Annotated in this window: 14 protein-coding genes, 1 tRNA gene and 1 other RNA gene; 9 read left to right on the top strand and 7 right to left on the bottom strand. The window is 70.4% G+C overall.

The genetic code is table 11. The features are described 5' to 3' along the window. Window positions 1-18: 18 nt before the first annotated feature. Window positions 19-92: transfer RNA gene (locus tag B7Z76_RS10850), tRNA-Gln, on the bottom strand. Between the two features lie 143 nt (window positions 93-235). Here B7Z76_RS10850 and B7Z76_RS10845 point away from each other — a divergent pair. Further along, complete coding sequence (locus tag B7Z76_RS10845) at window positions 236-1,330, top strand: Ppx/GppA phosphatase family protein (protein WP_174503241.1); 1,095 nt, start codon at window positions 236-238, stop codon at window positions 1,328-1,330. Continuing rightward, window positions 1,327-2,004 carry an RlmE family RNA methyltransferase gene (locus B7Z76_RS10840; protein WP_291343879.1) on the top strand — a complete coding sequence of 226 codons (678 nt, stop codon included), beginning with the start codon at window positions 1,327-1,329 and terminating at the stop codon, window positions 2,002-2,004. Before B7Z76_RS10845 ends, B7Z76_RS10840 begins: the two co-directional genes overlap by 4 nt. Before the next feature lie 272 nt (window positions 2,005-2,276). On the opposite strand, the gene B7Z76_RS10835 is transcribed toward B7Z76_RS10840, so the two are convergent. The 3 genes from B7Z76_RS10835 to B7Z76_RS10825 all read right to left on the bottom strand — a co-directional run bounded on the left by B7Z76_RS10835 (window position 2,277) and on the right by B7Z76_RS10825 (window position 4,703). Further along, on the bottom strand, window positions 2,277-3,452 hold the full coding sequence (locus B7Z76_RS10835; protein ID WP_174504823.1) for a CCA tRNA nucleotidyltransferase: 1,176 nt from the start codon (window positions 3,450-3,452) through the stop codon (window positions 2,277-2,279). Between the two features lie 68 nt (window positions 3,453-3,520). After that, window positions 3,521-4,132 carry a CoA pyrophosphatase gene (locus tag B7Z76_RS10830; RefSeq protein ID WP_174503239.1) on the bottom strand — a complete coding sequence of 204 codons (612 nt, stop codon included), beginning with the start codon at window positions 4,130-4,132 and terminating at the stop codon, window positions 3,521-3,523. Between the two features lie 4 nt (window positions 4,133-4,136). Beyond that, entirely contained in the window at window positions 4,137-4,703 is a 567-nt protein-coding gene (locus B7Z76_RS10825; RefSeq protein ID WP_236656310.1) for a DUF1285 domain-containing protein, read from the bottom strand. 188 nt (window positions 4,704-4,891) lie between these two features. Between B7Z76_RS10825 and B7Z76_RS10820 the strand changes: the two genes are divergently transcribed. The 4 genes from B7Z76_RS10820 to B7Z76_RS10805 are packed head-to-tail and all read left to right on the top strand — an operon-like array spanning window position 4,892 to window position 11,481. Next, entirely contained in the window at window positions 4,892-5,920 is a 1,029-nt protein-coding gene (locus B7Z76_RS10820) for a MoxR family ATPase (protein WP_291343876.1), read from the top strand. Then, on the top strand, window positions 5,913-6,764 hold the full coding sequence (locus tag B7Z76_RS10815) for a DUF58 domain-containing protein (protein ID WP_236656308.1): 852 nt from the start codon (window positions 5,913-5,915) through the stop codon (window positions 6,762-6,764). Before B7Z76_RS10820 ends, B7Z76_RS10815 begins: the two co-directional genes overlap by 8 nt. After that, a complete protein-coding gene (locus B7Z76_RS10810) occupies window positions 6,761-9,457 on the top strand; it encodes a DUF4159 domain-containing protein (protein WP_291343873.1) in 2,697 nt (898 codons plus the stop codon). Before B7Z76_RS10815 ends, B7Z76_RS10810 begins: the two co-directional genes overlap by 4 nt. After that, a complete protein-coding gene (locus B7Z76_RS10805) occupies window positions 9,454-11,481 on the top strand; it encodes a hypothetical protein (RefSeq protein WP_291343871.1) in 2,028 nt (675 codons plus the stop codon). The genes B7Z76_RS10810 and B7Z76_RS10805 overlap by 4 nt, the downstream gene beginning before the upstream one ends. Window positions 11,482-11,499: 18 nt before the next feature. On the opposite strand, the gene B7Z76_RS10800 is transcribed toward B7Z76_RS10805, so the two are convergent. The 3 genes from B7Z76_RS10800 to nudC all read right to left on the bottom strand — a co-directional run bounded on the left by B7Z76_RS10800 (window position 11,500) and on the right by nudC (window position 14,242). After that, a complete protein-coding gene (locus B7Z76_RS10800; protein ID WP_291343869.1) occupies window positions 11,500-12,429 on the bottom strand; it encodes a tartrate-resistant acid phosphatase type 5 family protein in 930 nt (309 codons plus the stop codon). A 211-nt stretch (window positions 12,430-12,640) separates the two neighbouring features. Then, window positions 12,641-13,240 carry an NAD(P)H:quinone oxidoreductase gene (gene wrbA, locus B7Z76_RS10795; protein ID WP_291343867.1) on the bottom strand — a complete coding sequence of 200 codons (600 nt, stop codon included), beginning with the start codon at window positions 13,238-13,240 and terminating at the stop codon, window positions 12,641-12,643. A 90-nt stretch (window positions 13,241-13,330) separates the two neighbouring features. Then, the gene (gene nudC / locus B7Z76_RS10790; protein WP_291343865.1) at window positions 13,331-14,242 is read right to left on the bottom strand and encodes an NAD(+) diphosphatase; all 912 of its coding nucleotides are present in this window, start codon (window positions 14,240-14,242) and stop codon (window positions 13,331-13,333) included. Between the two features lie 78 nt (window positions 14,243-14,320). On the opposite strand from nudC, the gene ffs reads away from it, so the two are divergent. From ffs to B7Z76_RS10775, 3 genes are all read left to right on the top strand, one after another. Then, an RNA gene (gene ffs / locus B7Z76_RS10785) (signal recognition particle sRNA small type) lies at window positions 14,321-14,418 on the top strand. 31 nt (window positions 14,419-14,449) lie between these two features. Further along, the gene (locus B7Z76_RS10780) at window positions 14,450-16,363 is read left to right on the top strand and encodes a DNA polymerase III subunit gamma/tau (protein WP_291343864.1); all 1,914 of its coding nucleotides are present in this window, start codon (window positions 14,450-14,452) and stop codon (window positions 16,361-16,363) included. Continuing rightward, a complete protein-coding gene (locus B7Z76_RS10775; protein ID WP_174503229.1) occupies window positions 16,363-16,686 on the top strand; it encodes a YbaB/EbfC family nucleoid-associated protein in 324 nt (107 codons plus the stop codon). Before B7Z76_RS10780 ends, B7Z76_RS10775 begins: the two co-directional genes overlap by 1 nt. Window positions 16,687-16,702 lie beyond the last annotated feature (16 nt).

Raw genomic sequence — 16,702 nt, 5'->3', positions numbered from 1 at the left:
CGGCGATGTTGAGAAATATGGCTGGGGGACCTGGATTCGAACCAAGGCTGCCCGGGTCAGAGCCGGGAGTTCTACCGCTAAACTATCCCCCAGTCGCGGGTCGTCGGAACCTGTGGGACGCCATAGCACCAGCGATTGCCGGAGGCAATCGCACTGTCGCCGCTGTCGTCCATCTGGAGTTCAACGCAAATCTGACTTGCTCTCTTCCCATGGGTCAGCCCATTATATTGGAATCATGGGAACCAACTTCGTCGTTCCGCGTCTGTCCGGGTCTGCCGCCGCCGTTGCCGAGGGGAACGGCGAACGCCGCCGCCTGCCGGATCGCCGCGCCCGCCCGCCGGCCTTCGCGGCGATCGATCTCGGGACCAACAATTGCCGCATGCTGGTTGGCGTGCCGAGCGGCGGCGGCTTTCATGTGCTCGACAGTTTCAGCCGGGTCGTGCGGCTCGGCGAGGGGCTGTATCGGACCGGCATGCTGTCGGATGCGGCGATGGACCGCGCGATCGACGCGCTGGCCATCTGCGCCGAGCGTTCCCGCCGCTGGCAGGTCGCCGGCACCAGGGCGATCGCGACCGAGGCGTGCCGACAGGCCGAGAACGGGGCGGCCTTCATCGCGCGGGCGCGGTCGGAAACCGGCCTGCCGATCGAGACGATCTCGCCGCGGGAGGAAATCTGCCTCGCGATGGAGAGCTGCGCCTCGCTGATCAGCCAGGCCGAACGGCGCGCCATCCTGTTCGACATCGGCGGCGGCTCGACCGAGATCGCCTGGGTCCGCGTTCCCGCCCCGCATGGCGACTCCGAGCGTGTGACCCCGCAGCTCATCGGCTATCACACGATCCCGGTGGGCGTCGTCACGCTTTCGGAGCGCTGCGCCGGCTGGTGCGAGACCGAGGCCGGGTTTGCCGGCGTGGTCGACGAGGTGAAGGCCCTGCTGCGCCCCTTCGAGGAGACCCATCGCATCAGCCAGGAAATCCGCATGGGCGGCGTGCGCCTCGTCGGCACCAGTGGAACGGTGACGACCATCGCCGGCATCGCGCTCAATCTCGATCGCTACCGCCGTGGCGCGATCGATGGCGCCGTGCTGCCGCACGATGTGGTGGCGTCGGGCCTCGACTCGATCCGCGCGATGGGCCGCCACAGGCTCGCCGAGCATCCCTGCATCGGCCCCGACCGCGTGGATTTCGTGCTGCCGGGCTGCGCGATCTTCGCTGCCATCGCCGAGATGTGGCCCGCCACCGACCTTGCCGTTGCCGACCGGGGGCTGCGCGAGGGCATGCTCACGCGCCTGATCCGCACCGCGCGCGCGCGCTCACGCCGTTGCCAGGCATGACCGGGGAGACCATCGGCTCGCGCCGCCGCTCCGCCGTGCGGCTCAAGATGGCGCGCAAGCACAAGCCCTCGTCGCAGAAATGGCTGCTGCGCCAGCTCAACGACCCGTACGTGATCGCGGCGAAGGAGAAGGGGCTCCGTTCCCGTGCCGCCTTCAAGCTGATCGAACTCGATGGCAAGTTCGGGCTGATCCGCAAGGGGGCGCGGGTGGTCGATCTCGGCGCCGCCCCGGGCGGGTGGACGCAGGTGGCGCTGGAGCGCGGGGCCGCCCGCGTCGTCGGCATCGACCTGCTCGATATCGAGCCGATCGGGGGAGCCGTGCTGATCAAGGGCGATTTCCAGGATGATTCAATGGCGGCAACCCTTGCCGAGGCTTTGGGCGGGCCGGTCGATCTCGTGATGTCGGACATGGCGCCGAACACCACCGGCCATACCGCGACCGACCATCTGCGGATCATGGGCCTCGCGGAACTCGCGCTCGACTTCGCTTTCCGTCACCTCGCCCCCGGCGGCGCCTTCGTCACCAAGCTGTTTCAGGGCGGCGCGCAGGGAGAGATGCTGGAGACGCTGAAGCGGCGCTTCGCCGTCGTCCGCCATGCAAAGCCCGAGGCGAGCCGCAAGGACAGCCGCGAACTTTACGTCGTCGCGACCGGCTATCGGCCCGAGGAGGGCTGAACCGCGAGAGCATCCTCCGATCGGAGGGCGGCATCTAAGCGGACAAGGTTGCTCGAATTATCGAGATCAAAAGCCAGTGACCTGGTGACCCGCTCGTCCCAGAAATACGTAAGCGAATTTCACCCGCGAAATTCACCTGCGAATTTCAGGCGCGCGTTTAGAGCATCATCCGATCAGATGGAATCATCTGATCGGATGATGCTCTAATTATCAACAAGATAGAGCACGACATCCGATCCGGATGGATCGGAACGTGCTCTAAGGGCCGAATCTCAGGGGCATGATATCAGGCGCCGCGCCAGCTCCGCCCGGCAGGCGGCATCATCCGGCAGGCAGTCCCGTTCGATCCACCAGCGCCGCACGGCGGCGAGGGCCGCGCCGACGGCTGGCCCCGCCGCCGCGCCGAGGGCGAGGGCATCGCGCCCCTTCAGCGGAAATTCCGGCCGCTCCATGCTTGCAAGACGTTCCCGCAGCGCCGTGCGGTCGGCATCGTCCGCCGTCAGCCAGCTGCGATCGGCCAGCACCGCCGCCGGCCGCTCGGCCAGCGCGCGGCGCAGTGCTGCGGCGTCGGCATCTGCCGGCAGGTCCGGGGACGCGGCAATCGCGGCAAGGCGGGCGCGCTCGGCATCGGCGAGCTTCAGGCGGCGGGCCAGCGGCGGGAACGCCCCGCCCACCAGCGCTGCGACGCGCAGCAGCGGATCGGCCGGGGCGCCCCGCGCCTGCAGGCGTTCCAGCGCGGCAAGGCTCGTTGCCTCCGGCAACACGAGCGGCAAAACGCCGGTCTCGGCCATCAGGCGCAGCGCCGGCAGCGGGTCCGGCGCCGCGAGGATCCGCTTGATCTCGCTCCACACCCGCTCAGCCGAAAGACGGGACAGCCCGTCCCGCAGCGCCCGGATCGCGGCGATTGCGGCTGCATCCGGCGGCGCGACGGCGTAGCGCCCGTAGAAGCGGAAGAACCGCAGGATCCGGAGAAAATCCTCCCTGATCCGCGTTGCCGGATCGCCGACGAAGCGCACGATTCCGGCCGCGAGATCGGCCTGGCCGCCGAAATGGTCGTGGATCGTGCCGTCGCGATCCATCGACATCGCGTTGATGGTGAAGTCGCGCCGTGCGGCGTCCTCCCGCCAGTCCTCGGTGAAGGCGACGACGGCATGCCGCCCGTCGGTCTCGACATCCCGCCGCAGGGTGGTGATCTCGAAATGCCGGCCATCGAGCACGGCTGTGATGGTGCCGTGGTCGAGTCCTGTGGGCACGGCGCGGATGCCGGCGGCGGCGAGCCTGCGCGAGACGGTCTCCGGCGACAGGGGGCTGGCAAGATCGATATCGGCGACCGTGCGCCCGGCAATCCGGTCGCGCACCGCCCCGCCCACGATCCGCGCTTCCGGCAGCACGTCCCACAGCCGCGCCAGCTTCTTGTCGTCGGCGATGGCGGCATGAGGTTCCGGCATGATGTCGTTTTCCTGGCGCGTCATGTTGCCGCCGAGACCATCATCCGCCGGCACGGCGCGGGACAATCTCAGCGCTGCAGCGCGCCAAAGGTTTCGCCCGCTGCTTCGCCCATTGCTTCGCCCACGGCTTCTCGCAGCGTGAGCGCGAGCTGGTAGAGGATCCAGGCCGTGGCGCCCCAGATGACGTGATCCGGATGCGGCCAGACGGGAAACGTCCTCGTGCCGCCATGCCAGTTTCCCTTCCGCCATTCCGGCAGCGCCGGATCGAGCAGGTCTTCGAGCCCGAGCGGGAACACCGCCGCGACTTCCTCGGGCGCGATCCTGAATGAAGGCGTGCCGCGGATGAGCGCGGTGACCGGGGTGATGTGAAATCCGGTGCCGGTGGCGAAATCGTCCAGCCGGCCGAGCAACTCCACCGATTGCGGATCGAGCCCGATTTCCTCCTCGGCCTCGCGCAGCGCGGCCGCCTCGGGCGAGGCGTCGGACGGGTCGACGGTGCCGCCCGGCAGCGCCACCTGGCCGGCATGGTGGACGAGATGTTCCGAACGCCGGGTGAGCCAGACGCCGCGCGCCGGCTCGATCCCGACAAGGACGGCCGCGGCCCGCGCCGCGCCCGGTCCCTTGCCCTGCGACTTGCGGCCACGCAGCGCGCGCCGCAGGGCCTCCTCGTCGATCGGCACCGGCTCAGTCGACCGTCTGGGCGAGTTCGCCCAGCGAGAAGAAGGCACCCTGACTCCAGACCCCGAGCACCCGCTTGCCGAACTGGACGCCCGGTTCGGCCAGCGCCACCAGCTCATAATAGACGGCCCGGCTGATCCGCGCCTCGATCGGGAACAGTCCCTGGCCGGGGCGCACCAGGACATAGGGGGTCGGCTCGCAGGTGAGCAGGTCGTGCGCGACCCGCAGCGGATGTTCTGCTCCCACGGCGACCGTCTCGTCGACATTCGTGCGCAGATAAAGCACCTGGTCGCGACCCTCGCCATGCCAGTCGAGTTCGACCGCGACGAACGGGGCATCCTCGACCTCGATCCGGCCGCGCTCGACGGGGGTTTCGAGCAGATAGTCCCCGTCGTCATCCCGCTTCAGCACGCTGGCGAACAGGCAGACCATCGATTTCCGGCCGATCGGGCTGCCGCGATACAGCCACGTGCCGTCGCGCCGGATCAGGAACGGCAGATTGCCGCAATCGACCGGCGTGCGGCCCTTCGGCCGGTGGGCGGCCTTGTCCCAATCCTGCCCGGTTGACGGCATGACCCCGCCGCACCGCGCCGTGCCAACCTTCTCGGAGGCATTCCGTGGGGTAACGGAACCTGCTCCCGATGACATGCCTGCCCCGAGTCCATGATCGTCCACGACTAGCCCCTATCCAACGTCCTCATATGCATTAGATTGGATATAGGCAGCGTGCGGCTCCGGGAAAACCATTCAGGCGATCATTAATGACTGGAATGTTGCAAAATGATGGGCCGATTGTAAACGCGCCACAGGAGGCGGACATTCTTGCCGCCTTCGCCGCCGCCGCCGCGCGGCTTGGCGCAGCCCGCGAGCAGATCCGCGGCGTCATCATCGGGCAGGACGATGTGATCGACCAGTGCCTCGCCGCCATTCTGGCCGGCGGCCACGCGCTGATCGTCGGCGCGCCCGGCCTTGGCAAGACCCGGCTGGTCGAGGCGCTGGCCGATGCGCTGGGCCTGTCCACCCGCCGGATCCAGTGCACGCCGGACCTGATGCCCGGCGACATTCTCGGCAGCGAGGTGCTCGAAACCGCCGCCGACGGCACGCGCGCCTTCCGCTTCATCGAGGGGCCGGTGTTCACCGAGCTGCTGATGGCGGACGAGATCAACCGCGCCAGCCCGCGCACCCAGTCCGCCCTGCTTCAGGCCATGGCCGAGCGGCAGGTCGCGGTGGCCGGGCTGAACCGCCGGCTGCCCGATCCGTTTCACGTTCTCGCCACCCAGAACCCGCTGGAGCAGGAAGGAACCTATCCGCTGCCCGAAGCGCAGCTCGACCGTTTCCTGTTCGAAATCCGCATCGACTATCCCGCCGCGGCGGATGAGCGGCTCATGCTGCTGGCGACCACCGGGCTCGCCCGGCAGGAAGTTGCCCCGATGTTCGACCCCGCCGGCCTGCGTGCCGCGCAGCGCGTGGTCCGCGCCATGCCGGTGGGCGCGCGGATCGTCGATGCGATTCTGGCGCTGGTGCGCGGCGCGCGGCCGGAAACGGCGGCCGATCCACGGATCGCCGCTGGCCTTGCCTGGGGGCCGGGGCCGCGGGCGGCGCAGGCGCTGATGCTGGCGAGCCGTGCCCGCGCCCTGCTCGATGGGCGCGAAGCGCCGAGCCTCGACGATGTCGCCGCGCTGGCGGCGCCGGTGCTGCGGCACCGGATGGGGCTGTCCTTTGCCGCCCGCGCCGAGGGAGAGAGTGTCGAGGCACTGATCTGCGCGGTTGCGGCGCGCGTCCTTGGCTGACCGGCCGGGCCGGGCCGCCGATGTCGCGGCGGCCGGCGCGCTCGCCGCCCGGCTGCCGGCCCTCATCCTCGCCGCCCGGCGTCTCGCCTCCGCCATGGCGCCGGGCTATCATGGCCGCCGCCGCGCCGGCACCGGCGAACAGTTCTGGCAGTATCGCGAGCTGAACCACGCCGATCCGGCCCGCAGCATCGACTGGCGGCGCAGCGCCCGCGGCGAGCGGCTTTATGTCCGCGAGCGCGAATGGGAAACCGCCGAAACCCTCGTCATCGACATTGCGGATCATCCCGGCATGGCGTTTCCTGCCAGCAGCCCCGGCGGGTCCAAGGCGGATCGGGCGCTGCTGCTCGGCCTTGCGCTTGCGGCCCTGGCGCTCGATGGCGGCGAACGCGTCGCCGCCTGGCGCCGGACCCCGCCGCTCGGCGGCCCCGGCGCGCTGGAACGCCTCGCCGCCGGGTTCCTGATGCACGCCGCCCTGCCGCCCGCCGGTGGCCGGCTCGCCCTGATTGGCGATTTCCTCGATCCGCCGGAGGCCATCGCCGCCGCCCTCTCGGCGATGGGCGCGCGCCAGCGGGGCGGGGCCCTGCTCCAGCTGCTCGATCCCGCGGAATGCGATTTTCCGTTTCGCGGGCGGGTGCTCTTCGAGGATCCCGCCGGCGGCCCGGCGGAGGACATTTCCCGCGCCGAGGACATGGCGGCTTCGTATCGCCACCGTATCGAGGCCCAGCGCGACGCCGTGGCGCGGATCGCCGAGGCGGCGCGGCTGCAGCCCCTGTTCCACCGGACCGACACCCCCGCCGGGCCGGCGCTCGCCGCCCTGCGCGCCGCCCTTGAGACGGCGCGATGATCGGCGCCCTCAGCTTCGCCGCCCCCGCCGTTCTCGCCGGGATCCTTGTTCTCCCGGCGCTTTACTTCATCCTGCGGGCGATGCCGCCGGCGCCCCGCCGGCAGGTGTTTCCGCCGATCCGCCTGCTCCGCATGCTTGCGCCCACGGCGCACACGCCGGTGCGGATGCCGCTCTGGCTGCTGCTGTTGCGCCTTGTTGCCGCCGCCCTGCTGATCGTCGGCTTCGCTGGCCCGCAGATTGTGCCGCCGCCGATCCTCGCCGGGCGCGGTCCGGTCCTGCTGGCGATCGACAATGGCTGGGCCAGTGCTGCCGATTTCGCCGCCCGGCAGGCGGCCGCGCGCAGGATCGCCGACGAGGCGGGCCGGCGCGGCGTCATTCTGCTGTCAACGGCGCGAGCCCCCGATGGAAAGCCGCCGCGTCCCGGCCCGGTGCTCGGCCGTGACGCCGCGCTGGCGGCGATCGGTGGGCTCCATCCCGAACCCTGGCCCGCGGACCGGCGGGCGGATGAAGCGGCGGCGCGGGCGGCGCGGCGCGCGCATCCCGGTCTCACCGCGGTCTATGTGGCCGACGGGCTGGCCGCGCCCGGGCTCGATGCCTTCCTCGCGGCGCTGCGCCCGGAGCGGATCGTCACCGGGTCCATCGCCACGCTCCGGCTGCTCGACGATGCCGGCACAGCACCTGACGGCGCGATGCGCGCCCGCGTGCGGCTGGTGCCGCGGCCGGCGCCGGTCAGCGTGCCCGTGCTGGCGGAGGATCGAGAAGGGGACGCGCTGGCCCGCGCGATCGTCACCATCCGCCCCGACCACCCGACCGGCACGGCGCGGATCGATCTGCCCTTCGCCCTGCAGGCCCGGGTCAGCCGCCTCGTCATCCCGGGTGAGGACGGCGCCGCGGCGGTCGCCCTGCTCGGCGGCGCGTCGCGCCAGTTGCTGGTGGGTTTGGCGGCGGGCGGCACGGCGGATGCCGAGCAGCGTTTCACCGGCGAACTCTATTATGTCCGCCGCGCCTTGCCGCAGGGGGCGCGCCGCCTCGCAGGCTCGCTGGTCCAGGTGATCGGGGCCGATCCGGGGGCGCTGATCCTCGCGGATGTCGATCTCCGCCCGGAAGCCGTCGCGCGGTTGCGGCGCTACATCGCGGCAGGCGGCGTGGTGATCCGCTTCGCCGGCCCGCTGACCGCATCCCGCCCCGACAAGTTGAACCCCGACAAGCTGCTGCCCGGCATTCGCGATCTCTCCGGCCCACTGGCGGGCGGTCATCCCGAGACGATCGCGGCATTCGCGCCGGACTCGCCGCTCGCCGGCCTGAAGCTGCCGCTCGATGCCCATATCCGCCGCCTGATCCTCCCCGATCCCGCGCAACTCGCCCCCGCCAGCGTCTGGGCCCGGCTGGCCGACGGCACGCCGATCATTCTCGGCCAGCGTCTTGGCCGCGGCGCCCTGGTCGATGTGCTGACGACGGCGAATCCCGACTGGTCGGACCTGCCGCTCTCCGCCGCCTTTCCGGCGCTGATCCGCACTCTGGTCCACCTTGGTGCCGGCGGCGCACCAAGCTCCGGCCGACTTGCCCTCGTTCGCGCGCTCGACGGCGCCGGGCGCCTCATCCCGCCCGCTGCGGCCGCGAAGCCGCTCGATGCGGCGCGGATGCGCCATGTCGCGGCATCCCCGGAGCATCCGCCGGGCCTGTGGGGCGATACGCATGGCACGGTCGCGCTCAACCTGGCAGGCCATGTGCCGAAGCTGGCCGCCGCGTCATGGCCGGCGCTCGTCCCGGTCACCGGCCTCGACGCCGTGAAGCGGGCGCGCAGGTTCGGCCCGGATATCCTGGCCGCCGCCATGGCACTGTTGCTGTTCGACATGCTGGCCACGCTCTGGCTCCGCGGCGCGCTACGGATCGGCACCCTGCGGATCGGTGCGATTCTGGGCGCGGTATCGCTCTGCCTCTGGCCCAGCTGCATCCCGCATGCGCGTGCCGCCCCGCCCGAGGCGGCATTGAACACCACGCTCGCCTATGTCCGCGCCGATGATCCGGCGACCGACCGGATCGTGCGCGCCGGGCTCGCCGCGCTGACGGCAGCTGTCAATGCCGAGACCGCCGCCGTCCTGGGGCCGCCGCGCGGCGTCGTGCCCGGACGGGACGATCTCGATCTCTATCCGCTGCTCTACTGGAGGATCACCTCGCGGACCCGCCCGCCGACGCCGCCGGTCTGCGCCGCGCTCGACGCCTTCATGCGCGGCGGCGGCCTGCTCGTGATCGACACCGATGGCGGCGATGCCGGGCAGGCCGGATCGGGCGCGGGGTTCGATCCCGGGGCGCAAGCTTCACGCCGCCGGGTGACGTCGTGCCTGTCGCTGCCGCCGCTCAGGCCACTGACCGATCGCGACACGCTCGCGCATACGTTCTTTCTCCTGCGCAGCTTTCCCGGCCGGTTCGATGGGGCGCCGGTCTACATCGCCGTCCGCGGCGGCCGCGACGCGGATGGCGTCAGCCCGGTCGTGATCGGCGCCAATGACTGGGCCGGCGCGTGGGCGCTGGGGGCGGACGGAACCCCGCTATTCGCCCTCCTGCCGGGCATGCCGGGCCAGCGCCAGGCCGCGCTCAGGGTCGGCGTCAACCTCGTGATGTACGCGCTGACCGGCACCTACAAGGCCGATCAGCTGCAAATCCCGGCCATTCTCCAGAGGCTCGGGGAATGACCCTGCCGGTCGTCTTCGCGCCGCTGGTGCCATGGCCGCTGATCGCTGGCCTCGCCCTGATCGCGGCACTCCTGGTGGGCATCGGCCTGCTCCGCCGTGCGCGCGGCAGCCTCCTGCGGCTTGCCGGCATGATCTTCCTGCTCGCCGTGCTGGCCTCGCCCCGCTGGCAGGTGCAAACCACCGCCGCCCTGCCCGATACGGTGCTGGTGATCCGCGACCAGACCCCCTCGATGGCGATCGGCCGCCGTGCTGCGCTGGCCAGTGCCGCCTATCGCCATCTCTCGGCCAGCCTTCCCGCCGGGGTCAGCCTGCGCACGGTCGATGTCGGCGGCGCCGGCGGGGATGGCTCGCCGCTGTTCGGCAAGCTGAAATCGGCGCTCGCCGCGCTGCCGCGCCGACAGCTCGCGGGGATCGTCGTCCTCAGCGATGGCGAGGCGACGGACGCGCCGCCGGCTCGCCTGCCCGGCGATGTGCCGCTCTCGCTGCTGATCCCCGCCGCCCCCGGCGAGACGGATCGCTCCTTGCGCCTGCTCTCCGCGCCCCGATACGGGCTGGTCGGGCATGCGGCGACGCTGAGCTTCGAGGTCCGCGATCATGGCGTGGACGATGCCGGACGCAGGGTTCCGGTCCGGATTTCGGTCGACGGCCAGGCGGTGCGCACGCTCGATGCCCGAATCGGCCGGCCGGAGACGGTGCGGCTGCCGGTCGCCCATGCCGGTCGCGCCGTCGTCGCGGTCGCGGCGGCGCCGCTCGGCGGCGAGATTTCCCGCACCAACGACGAGGCGGTGTTCCATCTCGATGGCGTGCGCCGTCGGCTGACCGTGCTGCTGATCGCCGGGCAACCCAATCCGGGCCTGCGCGCCTGGCGGTTGCTGCTGAAGTCGGACCCCGCGGTGCGGCTGGTCAATTTCACCATTCTCCGCCTGCCCGACGAACCGATGCCGGCGCCGCTGCGCGACATGGCGCTGATTCCGTTCCCGGTCGACAAGCTGTTCGACCAGGAGATCGGCAAGTTCGACCTCATCATCCTCGACCAGTTCGCCAATGACGATCTGCTGCTGCCGCCCTACCTCGCGAATATCGCGCGCCATGTCCGGGCGGGCGGCGCGCTGCTGGTCGAGGCAGGGCCGGAATTCGAGGGGCAACGCTCGATCGCGGGCTCGCCGCTCGGGCCGATCCTTCCCGTCAGGCCCTATGGCGAGGGCACGGTGACGGGGCGCTTCACCCCCGCGCTGACGGCGCAGGGCCGGCGCGACCCGGTGACCTTCCCCTTCGCCCGCGACACGTTCGGCCCGTGGTATCGCTACGAAACGGTGCAGCAGACAACCGGCGTTTCGCTGCTCGGCGTTCCGGGCGCCAGCCCCGCCGCCGCGGCCGCGCCGCTGCTGATCCTCGCCCATGAGGGCAAGGGCCGGGTCGCCGTCCTGCTGTCCGACCAGTTCTGGCTCTGGGCGCGCGGCGCGCTCGCCGGCAACAGCGCGATGCAGGGTCCGGCGACGGCGCTGCTCGGCCGCACGGTCCACTGGCTGCTTGGCGATCCCGCGCTCGCCGCGCGGCAGCTGCGCGCCGCCATTGCCGGCGGCCGGCTGAATATCCGCCGCATCGCACCTTCCGGCCCGTCCGGCACGGCCGAGGTGACGGCGCCGGATGGCAAGCGGATCAGGGTTGCGCTGCACCGCGCCGCGCCGGGGCGCTTCGAAGCCGACATGCCGGCCAGCGGACCCGGCGTGTGGCGGGTTTCGGCGGGCGGTCGTACCGCCTATGCCGCGGCTTCGGACGAGGATCCGGCCGAGCAGCAGGATCTCGCCGCCACCAGCAGCCGCTTTGCCCCGCTCGTGCACCGCAGCTTCGGGCACATCGTCTGGCTCGCGCGCACGCCCGCGCCGGGCTGGACCGGGCTCTACCGCCCGCGCCACGCCCGCCTCGTTACCGGCGAGCGCGATATCAGGCTGCCGCCGGCGATTCCCGGCGCGATCCTCGGGCTGCTGCTGGTCGCCGCCGGCTGGTGGCGGGAGCGCGCCTGAGCCCGCGCAGTGGCGCGATCAGGCGGTAATTGTCTTCGCGAAGCGGGTCTTGCCATCCATGTCGACAAAGGCGAAGCCGATCGCCGCGCTCGTGACGGCGGTGGTCAGAAACCCGTGCGCGCCGAGGACGAAGCCCGCCCGGCTCGGCGTGCCGGGGGTGTAGATTTCCGAGCCGACGCCGTTCGTCACGTAGGAAATCCCGCCCATCTCGACATATTGCATGCAGTGGTCGTGGCCGTTGATGTAGAGCTTCACCGCGTGGCGGCGCAGCACCGGTTCGAGCGCGGCAATGAGGTCCGGCTGGTCGTGGTCGGCGCCGCCGATCGGGGTATAGATCGGGTGATGGCCGACCACGATCTTCCAGCGCGCCTTCGAGCGGCCGAGTGCCGCATCGAGCCAGGCAAGCTGGGCGTGCGGATCCTGCCCGGAGATGTTGGTCACCGTGCCGACATATTTGCGGATGAAGGGCGAGGTATCGAGGAAGAAGATCTCGACCGCGGTGCCATCGGCGAGGGTTTCGGTGTGAGTATAGTAGCGGGCGGGCAGCTGCCAGCGCCGCGAATGTGCCGAATAGTCGAGCTGCGCGGGCACATTGCCGCGATAGTCGTGATTGCCGAGGATCACCTTCCAGGGCCGTTGCAGCGAGGCCTGATGATAGACATCCTCGAAGCTGGTCTTCCACTGCGGGTCGGTGACGGATGTCACCCCGGATTCGTAGAAATTGTCGCCGAGGGAGAGGATGAAGCGCGGTGCGTCGGACGCGGCGCGGTCGGCCATCGCCTGTGCCACGTTGCGCTGGTGGTGCGCGCCGTTGCGGCCCCAGTCGCCGATCGAGAGGAACCGGAAGGCGTCCTGAGCCGCCGCCTGCGCCGCGGGGGCGGCGGCGAGCAGCGATGCCGCGGTGAGTTCGGCGCCGGTGCCGATGAAACTGCGTCGGGAAATCGTCATTGGAGTGCCTCCATCGGTCGTGCGGCGCTCCGTCCAGAACACGTTCCGATCCTTCCGGATCGGATATGCACTCTATCATATTGATAAACGGAGCCTATTCATCCGATCAGATGACACCATCCGATCGGGTGCTGCTCTACCAAGCTGTCCCCGCCATGTCATATGACAAGACGGCGACAATGGACGGCGCCTCGCGGCGCCGTCCTCGCTGTCAGCCGGCGAGCTTCGCCGCGATCCCGGCAACATGCTTGCCCTGGGCGCGGGCGATGGCGAGTTCGTTGGCGCTCGGCTGGCGGGAGCCGTCGCTGCCGGCGAGCGTGGTCGCGCCATAGGGCGAGCCGCCGGTGATCTCGTTCATGTTGGTGAGTTCGGGGTTGGAATAGGGAACGCCGACCACGACCATGCCGTGATGGAACAGCGTGGTATGGAATGAGGTGATGGTGGTTTCCTGCCCGCCATGCTGGGTGCCGGTCGAGACGAACACCGAGCCGACCTTGCCGATCAGCGCGCCCTTCGCCCACAGCCCGCCGGTCTGGTCGAGGAAGTTGCGCATCTGGCCGCACATGTTGCCGAAGCGGGTGGGCGTGCCGAAGATGATGGCGTCGTATTCGGCGAGTTCCGCAGGGTTCGCCACCGGCGCGTCCTGCTCGGTCTTGGCATGGATCGCCTTCGCGGTCTCTTCCGGCATGGTTTCCGGCACCCGCTTGACCACGACCTCGGCGCCGGCGGCCTTCGCCCCTTCCGCCACCGCGTTCGCCATCGTCTCAACATGGCCCCAGGTGCTGTAGTAAAGCACGAGAACTTTCGCCATTTCCATCTCTCCGTCAGGTTGCGATGAGATCGCTATACGACGTAATTCTTTCGATATCAAACGTTATCTGATGACAATTCGGTGTCCCGCTCAGCCCGCCTCGGCGATCCAGTCGTCGATCAGCTTGCGCGCGATCGAGTCTTGCGGCGGCAGGTTGAACCCGGCCGCATGGCGGTTCGCGAGATCCTCCCGGGTAAACCAGGCGGCGGCGCGCATTTCCTCTGTATCGAGCGTGATCGTCTCGCTCACCGCCTCGGCGCGGAAGCCCAGCATCAGCGAGGCCGGGAACGGCCAGGGCTGGCTGCCGGTATAGGCGACGCGCCCGACATAGACGCCGACTTCCTCAAGGGTTTCCCGCCGCACGGCATCCTCGAGGCTTTCGCCGGGTTCGACGAAGCCGGCGAGGGTCGAGAACATGTTCCGCTCGGGCGGAAATTTCTGCGACTGGCCGAGCAGCACGCGGTCGCCCTTCGCGACCAGCATGATCACCGCGGGGTCGGTGCGCGGGAAATGCTCGGTGCCGCATTGCGTACAGCGCATGGTGTGGCCGCCGCGCTCGGGCGTGCAGGCGCCGCCGCACACGCCGCAGAATTTGTGGCGGGACTGCCAGTAGAGCAGGCCGCGCGCGGTGGCGAGCAGCCCGGCATCCTCGGCCGGCAGCATCGCGGTCAGCCCGCGCAGTTCGAGAAATGCGCCGCGCGGCTGGTGCAGGGCATCGAGCGGCACGTCATGCGCCGACAGATCGATTGCAAACACCGGGCGGCCGTTCGCCAGCCCGAGAAAGACGCTCTCCCCGGCGCCCTCGCGCGGCGGGGCATCGAGCACGGCGCGGGGTTCGGGTTCGGGCGCGATCAGCAGCTTGCCGCGCCAGTAGGCGACGAAGCAGGCGCCCGCATCGGCGCGCGCCGCCGCCAGCCAGTCGGCATCGGTGCGGCGATTGCTGGCGCGGTCGAGCCGGGCGGAGCTGTAGAGCAGGGCGGAAGGGGGCGGGGTATCGTTCATGGCCGGAAGGTGGCACCGCTCCCGCATGCCGGCAAGCCGGCCTTGCAAAGAGGCCCCAAAGGATAGATATGGAAGGTGGGAGGCCGGTCGCGGACGGGCGCCTCGCCAACCCGGTCAGGGCCGGAAGGCAGCAGCCGCAACGAGTTTCCGCACGGGTCGCGGTTCCGGTCTCCCACCTCTCACTCCAGCCCAGCTCATCGGAGGCGCATGGCCGGTCTGTTCGACGACGACGAGACGGACGATCAGCCACAGTCCGAGACGCCGCCGCCGGGGCCGTCGCTGTTCGGCGACGACGAATTGCCCGAGGCCGCCGCGCCGGTCCATGCCGAATCCTACCGCGTCCTCGCCCGCAAATACCGCCCGACCACGTTCGATGACCTGATCGGCCAGGACGGGCTGGTCCGCACGCTGCGCAACGCCTTCGCGATGAACCGCATCGCCCATGCCTTCATGCTCACCGGCGTGCGCGGTGTCGGCAAGACGACGACGGCGCGGATCCTCGCCCGCGCGCTCAACTGCACCGGGGCGGACGGGCAGGGCGGCCCCACCCCCGATCCCTGCGGCGTCTGCGACAATTGCGTGGCGATCCTCGCCGACCGCCATCCCGATGTCGTCGAGATGGACGCGGCCTCGAACACCGGCGTGGACGACGTGCGCGAGATCATCGAGGCGACGCGCTTCCGCCCGATGATCGCCCGCACCAAGGTCTTCATCGTCGATGAGGTCCACATGCTCTCGCGCAACGCGTTCAACGCGCTGCTCAAGACGCTGGAGGAACCGCCGCCGCACGTGAAATTCGTGTTCGCCACCACGGAAATCCGCAAGGTGCCGATCACCGTGCTCTCCCGCTGCCAGCGTTTCGATCTCAAGCGCGTGCCGGTGGAGGTGCTGGCCGCGCATTTCGCCCGCATCGCGGAGAAGGAAACCGTCGCTGTCGAAGCCGGCGCGCTCGAGGCCATCGCCCGCGCTGCCGACGGATCGGTGCGCGACGGGCTTTCCCTGCTCGACCAAGCGATCGCCCGCGCCGACGAGGGCGCACCCGTGACCGCCGACCTCGTGGCCGACATGCTCGGCCTTGCCGATCGCGGCCTCGTCTTCGACCTGCTCGATGCCGTCGCCGCCGGCAATCCGGCCGGCGCCCTCGGGGTGATGGACCGCGCCCATGAAGCTGGCGCCGACCCTGTGCTGGTGATGCAGGACCTGCTCGGCCTCGCCCATACGCTCTCGCGCCTCAAGGCGATCCCGGCCTTGGCCGAGGGCAGCGACTTGCCCGAGCTTGACCGGGCCCGCGGCGCGCCGCTGGCCGCGCAGCTTTCGGTGCCGTTTCTCGGCCGGCTCTGGCAGATGCTGCTCAAGGGCATCGCCGAGGTGGAACAGGCGACCGACCGCCGCGCCGCCGCCGACATGATCCTGATCCGCCTCTGCTACGTCTCCGACCTGCCGCCACCCGGCGAACTGGTCCGCCGCCTCGCCGGCGAGGGGGCTTCGCTGCGCGCGGGCGCGGCGCCCGCAACCGCGCACGCCCCCACGCCGGTTCAAGGGCCCGCCGCATCGGCCTCGGCGTCCGCTTCACCCGGCCCGGCGCCGCTTGCGGTGGTGAATGGCGCCCCGCTCGCCCAGGCTGAAGCTGCCCCTGCTGAATCTGCCCCGGCCGCTGCCCCGCGCCTGGCCCGGTTCGAGGATGTCATTGCCCTCGCCGGCGAGAAGCGCGATGCCCTGCTGTATGCCCATCTCCGCCACGATGCCCGGTTGGTGCGCTTTGCCCCGCCGGTGATCGAGCTCAACCTCGCGCCCGAGGCGCCGCGCGATCTTTCGTCCCGCCTTGCGAAATTTCTCGAGGCCGAAACCGGACGGCGCTGGACCATCGCGCTCTCCCGCGCCGCCGGCGCGCCGAGCATGGTCGAGGCCGAAACCACGGCGCGCGAGACCGCGCGCGACGAGGCGCTGGACCATCCGCTGGTCAGGGCCATCTTCGAGACGTTTCCGGGGGCGAAGATCGCCAGTGTGGAGGTCGACGCACCGGCCGCCCTTGCCGAGCCGCCCGCGATGGATGATGACCGTTTCAACGATGTCCCGCCGATTTCCGACGACGACATTGCCGATGCCATGGAGATCGACTGATGAAGAACCTCGCCGGCCTGATGAAGCAGGCCCAGCAGATGCAGCAGAACATGCAGGAGATGCAGTCGCGTCTCGAAGCCATGGACATCCGGGGCGAGGCCGGCGCCGGCCTGGTCAGGGTCACGCTCTCCGGCAAGGGCGAGATGAAGGGGATCGAGATCGACCCCAAGCTGATCGACCCGAGCGACGCCGAAATGCTCCAGGACCTGATCCTCGCCGCCCATCGCGACGCCAAGTCGCGGCTGGAGGCGGTGGCCGCCGAGGAGATGCAGAAGGTGACCGGCGGAATTTCGCTTCCCCCCGGCATGAAACTGCCGTTCTGAGGCCGCGCGCTCAGGT

Origin of the sequence: Acidiphilium sp. 20-67-58, assembly GCF_002255515.1 — a bacterium.
Classification (GTDB): Bacteria; Pseudomonadota; Alphaproteobacteria; order Acetobacterales; family Acetobacteraceae; genus Acidiphilium.
This window is presented reverse-complemented; position numbering and strand designations above follow the sequence as displayed.

What these genes read in the sequence shown, in the direction of transcription:
- B7Z76_RS10845 (WP_174503241.1), top strand. Translation starts at nt 236, where the DNA reads ATGGGAACCAACTTCGTCGTTCCGCGTCTGTCCGGGTCTGCCGCCGCC.
- B7Z76_RS10840 (WP_291343879.1), top strand. Translation starts at nt 1,327, where the DNA reads ATGACCGGGGAGACCATCGGCTCGCGCCGCCGCTCCGCCGTGCGGCTC.
- B7Z76_RS10835 (WP_174504823.1), bottom strand. Translation starts at nt 3,452, where the DNA reads ATGCCGGAACCTCATGCCGCCATCGCCGACGACAAGAAGCTGGCGCGG.
- B7Z76_RS10825 (WP_236656310.1), bottom strand. Translation starts at nt 4,703, where the DNA reads ATGCCGTCAACCGGGCAGGATTGGGACAAGGCCGCCCACCGGCCGAAG.
- B7Z76_RS10820 (WP_291343876.1), top strand. Translation starts at nt 4,892, where the DNA reads ATGACTGGAATGTTGCAAAATGATGGGCCGATTGTAAACGCGCCACAG.
- B7Z76_RS10810 (WP_291343873.1), top strand. Translation starts at nt 6,761, where the DNA reads ATGATCGGCGCCCTCAGCTTCGCCGCCCCCGCCGTTCTCGCCGGGATC.
- B7Z76_RS10805 (WP_291343871.1), top strand. Translation starts at nt 9,454, where the DNA reads ATGACCCTGCCGGTCGTCTTCGCGCCGCTGGTGCCATGGCCGCTGATC.
- B7Z76_RS10800 (WP_291343869.1), bottom strand. Translation starts at nt 12,429, where the DNA reads ATGACGATTTCCCGACGCAGTTTCATCGGCACCGGCGCCGAACTCACC.
- wrbA (WP_291343867.1), bottom strand. Translation starts at nt 13,240, where the DNA reads ATGGCGAAAGTTCTCGTGCTTTACTACAGCACCTGGGGCCATGTTGAG.
- nudC (WP_291343865.1), bottom strand. Translation starts at nt 14,242, where the DNA reads ATGAACGATACCCCGCCCCCTTCCGCCCTGCTCTACAGCTCCGCCCGG.
- B7Z76_RS10780 (WP_291343864.1), top strand. Translation starts at nt 14,450, where the DNA reads ATGGCCGGTCTGTTCGACGACGACGAGACGGACGATCAGCCACAGTCC.
- B7Z76_RS10775 (WP_174503229.1), top strand. Translation starts at nt 16,363, where the DNA reads ATGAAGAACCTCGCCGGCCTGATGAAGCAGGCCCAGCAGATGCAGCAG.